Origin of the sequence: Streptomyces sp. E-08, from assembly GCF_049913095.1 — a bacterium.
Classification (GTDB): Bacteria; Actinomycetota; Actinomycetes; order Streptomycetales; family Streptomycetaceae; genus Streptomyces.
This window is the reverse complement of the sequence record NZ_CP183971.1, coordinates 4,298,995-4,313,516: the sequence shown is the minus strand read 5'-3', so window position 1 is coordinate 4,313,516 and position 14,522 is coordinate 4,298,995. Positions and strand designations below refer to the sequence as shown.

The 14,522-nt window shown below is 69.8% G+C and carries 8 protein-coding genes; 5 read left to right on the top strand and 3 right to left on the bottom strand.

What is annotated here, in order from left to right:
- Positions 1–36: 36 nt before the first annotated feature.
- Both ACN9MM_RS19745 and ACN9MM_RS19740 read right to left on the bottom strand, forming a co-directional pair.
- The gene (locus ACN9MM_RS19745; protein ID WP_426364858.1) at positions 37–1,554 is read right to left on the bottom strand and encodes a glycosyltransferase family 87 protein; all 1,518 of its coding nucleotides are present in this window, start codon (positions 1,552–1,554) and stop codon (positions 37–39) included.
- Positions 1,555–1,695: 141 nt separating this feature from the next.
- Positions 1,696–4,452, bottom strand: coding sequence for a transglycosylase domain-containing protein (locus ACN9MM_RS19740; RefSeq protein ID WP_426364857.1), 2,757 nt, complete (start codon positions 4,450–4,452; stop codon positions 1,696–1,698).
- 371 nt (positions 4,453–4,823) lie between these two features.
- Here ACN9MM_RS19740 and ACN9MM_RS19735 point away from each other — a divergent pair, with 371 nt between their 5' ends.
- The 3 genes from ACN9MM_RS19735 (at position 4,824) to ACN9MM_RS19725 (ending at position 7,970) form a co-directional block, all read left to right on the top strand.
- The gene (locus ACN9MM_RS19735) at positions 4,824–5,504 is read left to right on the top strand and encodes a PadR family transcriptional regulator (RefSeq protein ID WP_189804943.1); all 681 of its coding nucleotides are present in this window, start codon (positions 4,824–4,826) and stop codon (positions 5,502–5,504) included.
- A gap of 48 nt (positions 5,505–5,552) precedes the next feature.
- Entirely contained in the window at positions 5,553–6,635 is a 1,083-nt protein-coding gene (locus tag ACN9MM_RS19730; protein ID WP_426364856.1) for an inositol-3-phosphate synthase, read from the top strand.
- A gap of 75 nt (positions 6,636–6,710) precedes the next feature.
- Positions 6,711–7,970: an MFS transporter gene (locus ACN9MM_RS19725; protein ID WP_426364855.1), complete on the top strand. Its 1,260-nt coding sequence runs from the start codon at positions 6,711–6,713 to the stop codon at positions 7,968–7,970.
- A gap of 87 nt (positions 7,971–8,057) precedes the next feature.
- Here ACN9MM_RS19725 and ACN9MM_RS19720 read toward each other — a convergent pair whose 3' ends face one another.
- Positions 8,058–9,500 (bottom strand): CCA tRNA nucleotidyltransferase, encoded by a 1,443-nt coding sequence (locus ACN9MM_RS19720; protein WP_426364854.1) that lies wholly within the window; start codon positions 9,498–9,500, stop codon positions 8,058–8,060.
- Between the two features lie 235 nt (positions 9,501–9,735).
- On the opposite strand from ACN9MM_RS19720, the gene ACN9MM_RS19715 reads away from it, so the two are divergent.
- Both ACN9MM_RS19715 and murJ read left to right on the top strand, forming a co-directional pair.
- Positions 9,736–12,177 carry a DUF6049 family protein gene (locus ACN9MM_RS19715; RefSeq protein WP_426364853.1) on the top strand — a complete coding sequence of 814 codons (2,442 nt, stop codon included), beginning with the start codon at positions 9,736–9,738 and terminating at the stop codon, positions 12,175–12,177.
- A gap of 45 nt (positions 12,178–12,222) precedes the next feature.
- The gene (murJ, locus tag ACN9MM_RS19710; protein ID WP_426364852.1) at positions 12,223–14,445 is read left to right on the top strand and encodes a murein biosynthesis integral membrane protein MurJ; all 2,223 of its coding nucleotides are present in this window, start codon (positions 12,223–12,225) and stop codon (positions 14,443–14,445) included.
- Positions 14,446–14,522: the final 77 nt, after the last annotated feature.

Here is a 14,522-nt window from a genome sequence, read left to right as displayed (position 1 = left end):
CGGGAGTCGGTCTCCCGGGGGTGAGGTGCTTCTCGGTCAGTCGGGGGCGCCCCACGGGTAGGCGGGGTCGTCCGCGGTGCCCCAGCGCACCCGCTGCCCCTCCTCCACGGCCGGGGCGGCGTGCCGGGCCGGGTGGGCCGCCCTGCCCGCCACGAAGACGTCCTCGGCGCCGTCCAGGACGCCCCCCGAGGGGTCGTCCGCGCCGTCCTGCCGGACGGGGTCCTTCTCGGGCGCCAGGATGTCGCGTACGACCATCACGCACAGGTACAGCGTGCCGAGCAGGTGCAGGACGATCGCGAACTGGTAGCCGTCCACCGGAAGGCCCTGCTTGCTGTTGCCGCTGCCCGTGAACGCCAGGTACATCCAGACCCCGACGAAGTACGTGACCTCGCAGCCCTGCCAGATCAGGAAGTCGCGCCAGCGGGGCCGGGCGAGCGCCGCCAGCGGCACCAGCCACAGGACGTACTGCGGCGAGTACACCTTGTTGGTCAGCACGAACGCGGCGACGACCAGGAAGGCCAGCTGGACGAAACGCGGCCTGCGGGGCGCCGTGAACGCCAGGAACGCGAGACCGGCCACCGCCGCCGCCATCAGCAGCAGCGCGTACAGGTTGGCCCGGCCCGGCGTGATGACGTCGCCCGTGCGCTGGCTGATCAGCAGCCAGATCGAGCCGAAGTCGACGTTCCGGTCCCGGCTGAAGAGGTAGAACTGCTTCCACCCCTCGGGCGCGAGCAGCATCACGGGCAGGTTCACGACCAGCCACGCGCCGCACGCGCCGAGCACCGCGGCCCCGTACGCCCGCCACTTCCCGGCACGCCAGCAGAGCAGCAGCAGCGGGCAGAGGAGCAGTATCGGGTAGAACTTGGCGGCCGTGGCCAGGCCCAGCAGGATCCCGAAGGCCAGCGGCCGGCCCCGCGACCACATCAGGACGGCGGCGGCGGTCAGCGCGACGGCCAGTATGTCCCAGTTGATCGTGGCGGTGAGCGCGACCGAGGGCGCGAGCGCGACCAGGAGACCGTCCCAGGGGCGCAGGCGGTGCGTCCGGGCCACACAGACCGCCAGGACGGCCGCGCAGACCATCAGCAGGCCCGCGTTGACCAGCCAGTACCACTGCTCCCGCTGCGTCATGTCGTCGCCGCCCGGCGTCAGCCAGGCCGCGACCTCCATGAAGAGGCCGGTCAGGACCGGATACTCCAGGAACGGTATGTCGCCGCCCAGCCGGTCGAAGTACGGGACGAGGCCGTCGGCGAAGCCCCGCCCGGCGAAGAGGTGCGGGATGTCCGAGTAGCAGGCGTGGGTGTACTGGGAGGTCGTGCCCCGGAACCACGCCCAGTTGTAGCAGGGCAGCTTCTGCACCATGCCGAGGGCGTACATGCCGAGGGCCACGAGCGCGATCACCCGCACCGGCGTCAGCTGCCCGGTGCCGGCCGCCGCCCGGCGGCCGTAGGGGCCACCGATCAGTTCGCTGCCCGCGGCGGCCACCTTGTCCCGGTGCGTGGGGACGACCGTCTGTGAGCGGTCCCGCGGTGCGCTCGACTTCTGGAGGCTCGGCATGGGGGACATCCTGCCGTACGTCCCCGGGAAAACGGCGAGGGCCGCCGCGGCCGCTCCGTACGGAAGGTACGGAGCGGACGCGACGGCCCTCAGGACGCGCCCGGCACAGCGCTCAGGACGTGCCCGGCGCGGGCGTCAGGATCAGGGGAAGGTCCCTGCGCCGCCCGGTTTGCCGTTCCCGCCGCCTCCGGAACTGTCGTCCGTCGGCGGGGGAGTCGTCGTCGGTGTGTCGGTGGTGGGCGGTGTGGTGGTGGGCTCCCCGGTATTGCCCCCCGGATTGCCCGTGTTGTTGCAGTTCCAGTCCCAGACGTCACAGGTCGTCTTGCCCGGCTTCGGCGTCTTGGTCTGCTTCGGCGGGGCGGTCGTCTCCGTCGGCGTGGCCGGGGGAGTCGTCGTCGGCGTCGTCGTCTCGGTGGGCGTCGGGGTCGCCGTCGGGGTCGGCGTCGGGCTCTTGGCGCCGCCGCCGAAGACGGGCCGGGCACCCTCCAGCTTCTCCGGCTCCGGGAAGTCCACGAGCGGCATGTCCTTCACGGCGTCCGTCATGTACTCCCTCCAGATCCGCGAGGGGAACGACGAACCGTGGATCGTCGGCTGGTCACCCGTGCCGTACATCGGAAGGAACTTGCGGCCCTTCTTCGACTCGTCGTCGTCGAACCGGTACATGTCGATCGCGGTCGCCAGCTGCGGCGTGTAGCCCACGAACCAGGCCGACATGTTGTCGTCGGTCGTACCGGTCTTGCCGGCCACCGCGCGGCCCGGGATGCGGGCCTTGGTGCCGGTGCCCCGGGGGTCGTCCACGACGGACCGCAGCACGTCGGTGACGTTGCTCGCGATGGCCGGGCTGAACGCCTCCTTGGGCTTCGCCTCGTGCTTGTGGATGACGACGCCGCTCCGCTTGACCCGCTCGACGGAGTAGGGGTCGTTCTGGACGCCCTTGTTGGCGAAGGTGGAGTACGCGCCGGCCATGCGGATGGCGCTCGGGCTGGAGACACCGAGGGAGAACGAGGGGACGTCGCCCTTGACCAGGGACTCGTCGCGCAGACCCGCGGCCATGGCGGACTCGCGGACCTTGTCGATGCCGACGTCCATGCCGAGCTGCACGTACGGGGAGTTGGCCGACTTGATCATGGCGTACCGCAGGGAGACGGGACCGTAGCTGGCGTCCTCGTCATTGCTCTGACGCCACTCGTTGCCCTTGTCGTCGAGCCAGATGTCCCCGTTGTACTTCCGGATCGTCAGGTCGTCCTTGCCGTTGTAGAGGCTCTTGTCCGGGTCGAGGATCGTGCGCTCGGAAGCGTCCTGATCCGGACCGAGGTCCTTGTCACGGACTCCGTCCTTCATCGCCGCGGCGAGTACGAAGGGCTTGAACGTCGATCCGACCTGGGCACCGGTGGCGTCGGCGTTGCTCTGGTAGTGCTTGGTGGCGTCGACGCCACCGTAGATGGCGACGATCTTCCCGGTCGCCGTGTCGACCGAAGCACCGCCGAACTGGACGTGCGAGTCCTTGTCCGGGCGCTTCTTCGGGTCGATGTTCTCCTTGATGACGTTCTTGATCGTCTCTTCCATCTTGTCCACCTTCGACTTCTCGAAGGTGGTGTAGATCTCGTAGCCGCCGCGCTCCAGTTCCTGCGGGGTGATCCCGAACTGGTTCTTCATGTTCTGGTTGGCGGTGCTGACGAGGTAGCCGATCTGACCGCTCAGGTTGGCACTCTTACGGAGCTTCTCCACCTTGGGGAAGGTGGTGTACTTCGCCCGCTCCGCCGCGGTGAGATGCCCGTCCTTCTGCATCTCGTCGAGGATCCACTTCCACCGCTTGGTGGCCCGTTCCGTGTTCTTCAAGGCCGAGGCCTCGGGATCGATGTCGGGGTAACCGGCGGGGTCGTAGTACGTCGCGCCCTTCAGCACCGCGGCGAGCAGCGCCGACTGGCTGGGGTCCAGGTCCTTGGCGTCCTTGTTGAAGTACGCGCGGGCCGCGGCCTGGATGCCGTAGGCACCTCGTCCGTAGTACGAGGTGTTCAGGTAGCCGGCCATGACCTCGTCCTTGCCGAGCTCGTTGCCGACCTTCATCGAGATGAAGAGTTCCTTGACCTTTCGCGTGATGGTCTGCGACTGGTCGTCGAGGCGGTTGTTCTTCACGTACTGCTGGGTGATCGTCGAACCACCCTGGGTCTCGCCGCCCTTGGCCATGTTCCACACGGCGCGGGCGATACCCATGGGGTCGATTCCGGAGTCGTCCCGGAAGGTCTTGTTCTCCGCCGAGATCACCGCGTTCTGCATCGACAGCGGGATCTGCCCGATCTGGACGATCTGGCGGTTGGTGCCGCTGCCCGTCGCGACCATGCGCGAGCCGTCGGCCCAGTAGTAGATGTTGTTCTGCGAGGTCGCGGTGTCGGCGGTGTTGGGGATCTCCACCTTCGAGTACGCGATGGCGGCGGCGCCCATGATGCTCGCCACGAAGAACAGGAAGGTGCCCGACACGAGCTTCCACGACGGCATCCAGCGACGCCAGCCGTACTTGTTGTGCCGCGGGTAGTCGATGAACCGCTTCTTGCGCGGCTGACCACCGCCGGGGCCCCGCCCCGGACCACTGCCGCGACCGCCGCCCCCGCCACCGCGGCGACCCCCACCGGGACCGCCGGGGCCGCCGGGGCCGGCGTCGGCTCCCCGCCGGCGGCTGCCGCGCTGGGCGGCCCGCCGGGCCTCCGCGCGACCGCCGTAGGGGCGCTGCTCCTCTCCGTGTGAGGAGGGAGGCCCGTACGAGGCCGAAGGGGCCCCCGTGCCGACGTCATGGGCCGGGGCCGACCTGCGGCCCATCGGCTGCTGGGCAGCGCGCCGTGCCGCCGCGCGACCGCCCGTCGGCGGCTCCTGCGGCGGCATTTTGCGACGATGCTCGCTCATCGAACGACTACTCCTCGGGCAGGCACGTACGCCTGGAAGCGGCAGTTGAGTTCCGGTCCCCCCGAAATGGGCACGTCCGGACCCCATCGGAGGTCCCTCCGTACCGCAGCCGGTCACCCGCAGCACTGACGCCCCAGGGCATCGCTTGGTTCCCGGTGGTCTGCATGCCGCACAGACTACGCACGGCCAAAACCCACGTAGGGCCGGACTTCACCCCAAATCAGGCAAGTCGATCGCTGTGAATTGACGATGTGACGCCGGTCACGGTGGTCCCGCTTGTCGAGACAGACGGGCCGTTCTATCGTGCTGATGTATCGAGTCGATACATCAGCACGGCATAAGGGCCCCGAAGGCGGAGGAGGAGGCGAAGGATGAGCAGACGCTCCGGCATCCTCGAGTTCGCCGTTCTCGGCCTGCTGCGCGAGGCCCCCATGCACGGGTACGAGCTGCGGAAGCGCCTGAACACCTCACTGGGCGTCTTCCGGGCCTTCAGCTACGGGACGCTGTATCCCTGCCTCAAGACGCTGGTCGCCAACGGCTGGTTGATCGAGGAACCGGGCAGCGCTCCCGAGGAGGCCCTCGCCGCTTCACTCGCAGGACGCCGGGCCAAGATCGTCTACCGGTTGACCCCGGCAGGTAAGGAGCACTTCGAGGAGCTCCTCTCCCACACCGGCCCGGACGCCTGGGAGGACGAGCACTTCGCGGCTCGCTTCGCCTTCTTCGGGCAGACCGAGCGCGAGGTGCGGATGCGCGTGCTCGAGGGTCGCCGGAGCCGGCTGGAGGAGCGTCTGGAGAAGATGCGCGCCTCCCTGGCCAGGACCCGCGAGCGCCTCGACGACTACACGCTTGAGCTGCAGCGCCACGGTATGGAGTCCGTGGAGCGCGAAGTGCGCTGGCTGAACGAGCTCATCGAGAGCGAGAGGGCGGGACGGGATCAGCGATCCGGCCCCGACGCCCCCGCTCTGCACGACAACGATTCTGGAGAGACGGGCGGCCTGCCCCGGCACGGGGGCAGTACCCGGCCGGATCCGTCCGACGACACCGCCAAGTGAAACCCTGCGCACAGCAGGGCTTCCACGATCACACAGGGAGCAACCGGAATGGGTTCGGTTCGCGTAGCCATCGTCGGCGTGGGCAACTGCGCCGCCTCGCTGGTGCAGGGCGTCGAGTACTACAAGGACGCCGACCCGGCGGCCAAGGTGCCCGGCCTGATGCACGTCCAGTTCGGCGACTACCACGTCCGTGACATCGAGTTCGTGGCCGCCTTCGACGTCGACGCGAAGAAGGTCGGCCTCGACCTCTCCGACGCCATCGGCGCCAGCGAGAACAACACCATCAAGATCTGCGACGTCCCGAACAAGGGCGTCACGGTCCAGCGCGGTCACACGCTCGACGGTCTCGGCAAGTACTACCGCCTGACCATCGAGGAGTCCGCCGAGGAGCCCGTCGACGTCGTCCAGGTCCTCAAGGACCGCGAGGTCGACGTCCTCATCTGCTACCTGCCCGTCGGTTCCGAGGACGCTGCGAAGTTCTACGCGCAGTGCGCCATCGACGCCAAGGTCGCGTTCGTCAACGCTCTCCCGGTCTTCATCGCCGGCACCAAGGAGTGGGCGGACAAGTTCACCGAGGCGGGCGTCCCGATCGTCGGCGACGACATCAAGTCGCAGGTCGGCGCGACCATCACGCACCGCGTGATGGCGAAGCTGTTCGAGGACCGTGGTGTCCGTCTTGAGCGCACGATGCAGCTCAACGTCGGCGGCAACATGGACTTCAAGAACATGCTGGAGCGCGACCGCCTGGAGTCCAAGAAGATCTCCAAGACCCAGGCCGTCACCTCGCAGATCCCGGACCGCGAGCTGGGCGAGAAGAACGTCCACATCGGCCCGTCGGACTACGTGGCCTGGCTGGACGACCGCAAGTGGGCGTACGTGCGCCTCGAGGGCCGCGCCTTCGGTGACGTTCCGCTGAACCTGGAGTACAAGCTCGAGGTGTGGGACTCCCCGAACTCGGCGGGTGTCATCATCGACGCCCTGCGCGCCGCGAAGATCGCCAAGGACCGGGGCATCGGCGGCCCGATCCTCTCCGCGTCCTCGTACTTCATGAAGTCCCCGCCGGTCCAGTACTTCGACGACGAGGCCCTGGCCAACGTCGAGAAGTTCATCAAGGGTGAGGTCGAGCGCTAAAGCGCCGCACGCTTGTCGATCGAGGGTCCCCGAGCCACTGCCCGGGGGCCCTCTTCGTATGTGAGTCTTGCTGCCATGTCCGTCGTACGTGATCTGCGCGTACTCCTGCGCCTGACGAACTTCCGCCGCCTGCTCGCCGTCCGGCTGCTCTCCCAGTGCGCCGACGGCGTCTACCAGGTGGCCCTGGCCACGTACGTCGTCTTCTCCCCCGAGAAGCAGACCTCCCCCACCGCGATCGCCTCCGCCATGGCGGTGCTCCTGCTCCCGTACTCGCTCGTGGGCCCCTTCGCCGGAGTGCTCCTCGACCGCTGGCAGCGCCGACAGGTCTTCCTGTACGGGAACATCCTGCGCGCCCTCCTCGCCTGCGGGACCGCCGTCCTCGTCCTCGCCTCGGTGCCGGACTGGCTCTTCTACGCCTCCGCGCTCTCCGTCACCGCCGTCAACCGGTTCGTCCTGGCGGGGCTCTCCGCTTCCCTCCCGCGCGTCGTCGACGAGGAACGGCTCGTCATCGCGAACTCGCTCTCCCCCACCGCGGGCACCCTGGCCGCGACCGTCGGCGGCGGTCTCGCCTTCGGCGTCCGGCTCGTCGCCGACAACTCCGACGCGGTGGTCGTGGCCTTCGGCGCCGTCCTCTATCTCTGCGCCGGCCTTGCCTCGCTGCGCATTCCCAGGGAGCTCCTCGGCCCCGATCCCGACCTCACGCCGCAGCCCCTGACCTCGGCCCTGAGGTCGACGGCCCTCGGTCTGGCGGCGGGACTGCGCCACCTCGCCGAGCGACGCCCCGCCGCCCGGGCACTCATCGCGGTGGGCCTCATGCGCTTCTGCTACGGCGCCCTGCTCGTCACCGTGCTCATGCTCTCCCGCTACGAGTGGAGCTCCACGGACTCCGAGGGCCTCGGCCTTCTCGGACTCGCCGTCGCCGCCTCGGGTGCCGGCTTCTTCGCGGCCGCCGTCCTCTCCCCCTGGGCGGTGGGGCGGTTCGGGGCCTTCGGCTGGATGACCGTGTGCACGGCGGCGGCCGCCGTCCTCGTACCGGCGCTCTGCCTGGCCTTCGCCCCGATCCCGTTCCTCGTCGCCGCCTTCGTCCTCGGACTCATCACCCAGGGAGCCAAGATCGCGACGGACACCGTGGTCCAGACGTCCGTGGACGACTCCTTCCGGGGCCGGGTCTTCTCGCTCTACGACGTGCTGTTCAACGTCGCCTTCGTGGGTGCGGCGGGCGTCGCCGCACTGATGCTGCCACCCGACGGCCGGTCGCCCCTGCTGGTCGTACTGGTGGCCGTGATCTACGCCGGGCTCGCCGTGGCCCTGCGCCGGGAACGCCAGGAGGGGTGATGTTTCACGTGAAACACCACCCCTCCAGAGCGTCCACCGGGTCGGCGTTTCACGTGAAACATCGACCCGTCGGTGCGCCTAGCCGGCTCAGTCGCGCGCTGCCCACCACTCCTTGAGGGCGGCGACGGCCTGGTCGTGCTCCATCGGCCCGTTCTCCAGGCGGAGCTCCAGCAGGAACTTGTACGCCTGCCCGATGGCCGGGCCCGGCCTGATGCCGAGGATCTCCTGGATCTGGTTGCCGTCGAGGTCGGGGCGGATCGCGTCCAGCTCCTCCTGCTCCTGGAGCTGGGCGATGCGGTCCTCAAGGCCGTCGTAGGCACGGGAGAGCGCACCCGCCTTGCGCTTGTTCCGCGTGGTGCAGTCCGAGCGGGTCAGCTTGTGCAGCCGCGAGAGGAGCGGCCCGGCGTCGCGCACGTAGCGCCGCACGGCCGAGTCGGTCCACTCGCCGGTCCCGTAGCCGTGGAAGCGAAGGTGCAGTTCCACCAGGCGCGAGACGTCCTTGATCATCTCGTTGGAGTACTTGAGAGCGGTCATGCGCTTCTTGGTCATCTTGGCGCCGACCACCTCGTGGTGGTGGAAGGAGACCCGGCCGTCCTGCTCGAAGCGGCGGGTGCGCGGCTTTCCGATGTCATGGAGCAGGGCGGCGAGACGCAGCACCAGGTCGGGCCCGTCCTCCTCCAGGTCGATCGCCTGGTCGAGCACCGTCAGCGAGTGCTCGTAGACGTCCTTGTGCCGGTGGTGCTCATCGCTCTCCAGGCGCAGCGACGGCAGCTCGGGCAGGACGTGCTCGGCGAGGCCCGTGTCCACGAGGAGCCCGAGGCCCTTCCGGGGGTGCGCCGAGAGCAGCAGCTTGTTGAATTCCTCACGGACACGCTCGGCGGAGACGATCTCGATCCGGCCGGACATGTCCTTCATCGCCGTGACGACCTCGGGGGCGACCTCGAAGTCCAGCTGCGCGGCGAACCGCGCGGCCCGCATCATGCGCAGGGGGTCGTCGGAGAACGACTCCTCCGGGGTGCCGGGTGTGCGCAGGACCCGGGCGGCGAGGTCCTCGAGACCGCCGTACGGGTCGATGAACTCCTTCTCGGGGAGAGCCACGGCCATGGCGTTGACGGTGAAGTCACGCCGGACGAGGTCCTCGTCGATGGAGTCGCCGTAGGAGACCTCGGGCTTCCGGGAGGTCCTGTCGTACGCCTCCGAGCGGTACGTGGTGACCTCGATCTGGTAGCCGTCCTTCTGGGAGCCGACGGTCCCGAAGGCGATGCCCACCTCCCACACCGCGTCGGCCCACGGGCGGACGATCTTCAGTACGTCCTCGGGGCGGGCGTCGGTGGTGAAGTCCAGGTCGTTGCCGAGCCGGCCGAGCAGCGCGTCGCGCACCGAACCGCCGACCAGCGCGAGGCTGAACCCGGCCTCCTGGAAGCGGCGGGCGAGGTCGTCGGCGACAGGGGACACACGCAGCAGTTCACTGACCGCGCGGCGTTGCACCTGGCTCAGTGCAGTCGGGGTGTCTTCGTTGGCGTTCGGCACAACAGAAAAGGGTACGTGCCCCGGCTCGCCTCGACGTCCCCGTTTCCGGCGGGGCGGAACGGCCCGGCCTCCGGCGACCGGGGTCCCGGCGGCACCGGCGGGCGATCGGTCGAAGATCGGCTGGAGCAGTCCCCGGCACTTGCCCCCGGCGTGCCTCGTTACCATGCCTGGACACAGCAACCGGGAACCACCGACACCACTGGCACCACAGACAACGACGAGGACGGGCGAACGCGTGGCCGAGGCGGCAGACATCCAGGGAACCGGTCCCTCACCTGCCCGCCGATGGCTGCGGCGCACGATCACCGTCGCCGTCGGGGCACCCCTTCTCGCCGGCCTGCTCCAGGCCCCGGCCGTCGCCGCTCCGGCGGCCCCGGCCGAGAACGGCACCGGCACCAGGACCGTCGATGTGTCCCTCGACACGATGACGCCGAGCGCGCCCGTCGAGGGGGACACCGTCACCGTCACCGGCACGGTGACCAACCGGGGCAAGAAGACCGTCACCGACGCGACCGTGAACCTGCGCGTCGGGCCGCAGATGACGAGCCGCAGCGAGATCGAGCAGGTCACCGGGCGCACCGGCTTCCGGGACGACAGCGACCCCGCCCCCCTCGACGACGGCCCCACCGTCAAGATCCCCCGGCTGGGCGCCGGCCTCAGCAAGGACTTCTCGCTGTCCGTGCCCGTCTCGGATCTCGGGCTCGACGACGAGGGCGTCTACCAGCTGGGCGTCTCCCTCACCGGGCGGACCTCGGACCGGCAGTACGACCGGGTGCTCGGCATCGAACGGACCTTCCTGCCGTACCAGCCCGAGGCCACCGAGAAGAAGACCCAGCTCACCTATCTGTGGCCCCTGATCGGCTCAGCGCACGTCTCGGCGCAGACGGCCACGGACGACCAGCAGACCCCGGTCTTCGAGGACGACGACCTGGCGGCCGAGCTGCGCCCGGGCGGGCGACTGGACGAGATGGTCTCGCTGGGCAAGGACCTCCCGGTGACGTGGGTGGTCGACCCGGACCTGCTGGCCTCGGTCGACGCCATGGCGAACGGCTACCGCGTCAAGGACGGCACCACTCTGGACGTCCCCGGCAAGAACCAGGCCGTCGCCGAGCGCTGGCTGGACTCCCTGGAGAAGGCGGTGCAGGGGCACAAGGTCGTCGCCCTTCCCTTCGCCGACCCCGACCTGGCCTCCCTGGCCCACCGGGGCAAGGACGTCCCCGGCTCCCTGGGACACCTCCAGTCGGCGACCGCCCTGGCGGGGGTGACGGTCGAGACCGTCCTGCACGTGAATGCCTCCACCGACTTCGCCTGGCCCGCCGACGGGGCCGTGGACCCCTCCATCGTGGCGGTCGCGACCTCGGCCGGCGCCGACAAGGTGATCGCCCGCAGCGACAGCGTCCGCGACGACCTCGCCTACACGCCCACGGCCGCCCGCCCGCTCGGCAACGGCAGCACCACGGCCGTCGTGAGCGACGCGGTGCTGTCCACCGCCTTCGAGGGGGACATGGTCCGCGCGGAGAACTCCACGCTCGCGGTCCAGAAGTTCCTCGCCCAGTCGCTCGCGATCACCCTGGAGCAGCCGGAGGACCAGCGCAGCATCGTGGTCGCCCCGCAGCGGATGCCGACCATCGCCCAGGCCCAGGCGATGGCGACCGCCCTGGGGGGCCTCTCCGGCCGCCGCTGGAGCCAGCCCAGCGACCTCCTCGCGGCCGCCGCGGCCAAGCCGGACCCCGACGCCTCCACCACCGTGCCGAGCAGCTCCCGCTACCCGAAGAAGCTGCGCGACCGGGAGCTTCCGGTCCAGGCCTTCCGTGACATGAAGACCACGCGGGACGAGCTGGACGACTTCAAGGTCATCCTGACCCAGTCGGAACGCGTCGTGACGCCGTTCGGCAACGCGATCAACCGCGAGATGTCGACCTCCTGGCGCGGTGAGGCCAGGGCGGCGGCGATCTACCGCAACAACGTCCTGGACTATCTGCAGACCCTCACCAACGGCGTCCAGCTGGTCGACAAGTCGGACCTCACGCTCTCCGGCCGCAGTGCGACCATCCCGGTCACCGTCCAGAACAAGCTGCTCCAGGGCGTGGAGCACCTGAAGCTGCGCCTCACCTCGGGCAACAAGAACCGGCTGGAGCTGAACGGCGAGAGGTACGCCGAACTCCCGGTGAAGGTCGGTGGCGGACACAGCCAGTCGGTGAAGTTCAGCGCCTCGGCCAACGTCAACGGCCAGGTGCCGATGACGGCCCAGCTCTACACCGAGGACGGCACCCCGTACGGGCAGCCGATGAACTTCACCGTGAGGGTCTCCGAGATCACTCCCACTGTGATGCTGGTGATCGCCGGTGGTGTGCTCCTCCTGGTTCTCGCCGGTGTGCGCATGTACAGCCAGCGCAAGCGGGTGGCCGCCCGGAACGCGGAAGCGGAGGCGGCCGAGTCCGCCGAAGGCTCCGAGGACTCAGAGTCCGCCGGGTCCGCCGGGTCCGCCGGGTCCGCCGGGGACGATGTCTCCGGGGACGATGTCTCCGGGGACGACGCCGCGCCGGAGCCCGGTGAGGACCCGCCGGGCGAAGCGGAACCCGGCGGGGACGAACCCGTGCAGCCGAGTGACCCGACACCGGACACCGGGTCCGAAAGCGGCGACCCGTCGGGCCCGGGTGAGAAAGTGGACCGTTGAGCGATGTCGTGGCCGGTCGGCCGGGGACGATGAGGTGGGGTAACCATGAACGCGCCGTACGACGGTGACCGCGGCCAGGGCGCGAACGGCCCTGCGCCGTCCGGCGGGACGCCCGCGGTGCCTCCCGGTGCCGGCCACCCGCCGGTGCCGCCCCCGCAGCAGGGCACCCCTGGCCCGCAGGGACAGGACCCCTACGCGCAGAACCCGTACGCCCAGGACCCCTACGTCCAGGACGCCTTCGCCCACGACCCGTACCGGGCCCAGGACATGTCCGCGCAGGACCCGGTGACCGAGGCGCTGTACGACCGCGCCGCGCACCCGCCGCCCCCGCCCGGCACCTACCAGGACCCCCACGCGCTCTACCAGCAGCCGGCCGCGCCGCAGCACGCCCCCGACCCCCGGGTGTGGGCGCAGACCCCGGCGCCCGAGCCGGACGGTCCCTCGCGCCACCTGCCGTACGGCGACGACGCGCGCACGGTCCAGTTCACCGGCGTCGACGACCTGGTCACCCGGGCCAGTGAGGAGACGCCCGAGCCGGACGCGTTCGCGCACCTCTACCGGGACCAGCAGGCACCCGGCCAGGTGCCGCCGCCCGCCCCGGAGCCGGACCCGCTGCCCGCGCCCGCCCCGAAGAAGTCGGGCCGTGCCTCCGGGCTGCTGAAGTCGAGCGCCGTGATGGCGGCCGGCACCCTGGTCTCCCGGCTGACCGGCTTCGTCCGCAGCCTGGTGATCACCGGTGCGCTCGGCGCCGCCCTGCTCGGTGACACCTTCACCATCGCCTACACCCTGCCGACGATGATCTACATCCTCACCGTCGGCGGTGGCCTCAACTCGGTCTTCGTCCCGCAGCTCGTCCGCTCGATGAAGAACGACGAGGACGGCGGCGAGGCCTACGCCAACCGTCTGCTCACCCTGGTCATGGTGGCGCTCGGCCTCATCGTGGCCCTGGCCGTGTTCGCGGCACCGCTGCTGATCCGGCTGATGTCGAACACCATCGCCGACGACGCCGCGGCCAACAGCGTGGCCGTGACCTTCGCCCGCTACTGCCTGCCCACGATCTTCTTCATGGGTGTGCACGTGGTGATGGGTCAGATCCTCAACGCCCGCGGCAAGTTCGGCGCGATGATGTGGACCCCGGTCCTCAACAACATCGTCATGATCGTCACCTTCGGCCTGTTCATCTGGGTCTACGGCACCTCCGCCGAGTCCCACATGGGCGTGCAGACCATTCCGGACGAGGGCATCCGCCTGCTCGGCATCGGCACCCTGCTCGGCCTCGTCGTCCAGGCCCTGGCGATGATCCCGTACCTGCGCGAGACGGGCTTCCGGTTCCGGCCCCGCTTCGACTGGAAGGGCCACGGGCTCGGCAAGACGGTCAAGCTGGCCAAGTGGACCGTGCTGTTCGTCCTCGCCAACCAGGCGGGCGTCCTGGTCGTCACCCAGCTCGCCACCGCCGCCGGTGAGGAGTCCGGGAAGAACGGTGCCGGCTTCCTCGCCTACTCCAACGCCCAGCTGATCTGGGGCATGCCGCAGGCCATCATCACGGTCTCCGTCATGGCCGCGCTGCTGCCGCGGATCTCCCGCGCCGCCCACGACGGCGACCCGGGCGCCGTCCGGGACGACATCTCGCAGGGTCTGCGGAACTCGGCCGTCGCGATCGTCCCGGTCTCCTTCGCCTTCCTGGCGCTCGGCGTCCCGATGTGCACCCTGCTCTACGCCTCCAGCGGCGTCGAGGCCGCCCAGGGCATGGGCTTCATCCTGATGGCCTTCGGCCTCGGTCTGATCCCCTACTCCGTCCAGTACGTCGTCCTCCGCGGCTTCTACGCCTACGAGGACACCCGGACGCCCTTCTACAACACGGTGATCGTCGCCGCCGTCAACGCGGCCGCCTCCGCCGTCTGCTACGTCGTCCTGCCCGCCCAGTGGGCCGTGGTCGGCATGGCCGCCTCGTACGGACTCGCCTACGCGGTCGGCGTCGGCATCGCCTGGCGGCGCCTCCGCAAGCGCCTGGGCGGCGACCTGGACGGCACTCACGTGCTGAGGACCTACGCCCGCCTCTGCATGGCCTCCGTGCCCGCCGCGATCGTCGCCGGCGCCGTCGGTTTCGGCCTGCTGAAGCTGCTGGGCGAGGGCGCCCTGGGCTCGCTCGTCGCCCTCGTGGTCGGTGGGGCGGTGCTCCTCGGCGTCTTCTTCGTCGCCGCGAAGCGCATGCGGATCGCGGAACTGAACACCCTGGTCGGCATGGTGCGCGGACGCCTGGGACGCTGAACCCAGCGGTCCGCACAACCATCGGCGGGATCCGCGTGTCGTGCATAGCGTCCGACTGTGGGCACAATTGGCTTGGC

Coding starts and splice junctions, on each gene's coding strand:
- ACN9MM_RS19745 (WP_426364858.1), bottom strand. CDS start 1,554: ATGCCGAGCCTCCAGAAGTCGAGCGCACCGCGGGACCGCTCACAGACG.
- ACN9MM_RS19740 (WP_426364857.1), bottom strand. CDS start 4,452: ATGAGCGAGCATCGTCGCAAAATGCCGCCGCAGGAGCCGCCGACGGGC.
- ACN9MM_RS19735 (WP_189804943.1), top strand. CDS start 4,824: ATGAGCAGACGCTCCGGCATCCTCGAGTTCGCCGTTCTCGGCCTGCTG.
- ACN9MM_RS19730 (WP_426364856.1), top strand. CDS start 5,553: ATGGGTTCGGTTCGCGTAGCCATCGTCGGCGTGGGCAACTGCGCCGCC.
- ACN9MM_RS19725 (WP_426364855.1), top strand. CDS start 6,711: ATGTCCGTCGTACGTGATCTGCGCGTACTCCTGCGCCTGACGAACTTC.
- murJ (WP_426364852.1), top strand. CDS start 12,223: ATGAACGCGCCGTACGACGGTGACCGCGGCCAGGGCGCGAACGGCCCT.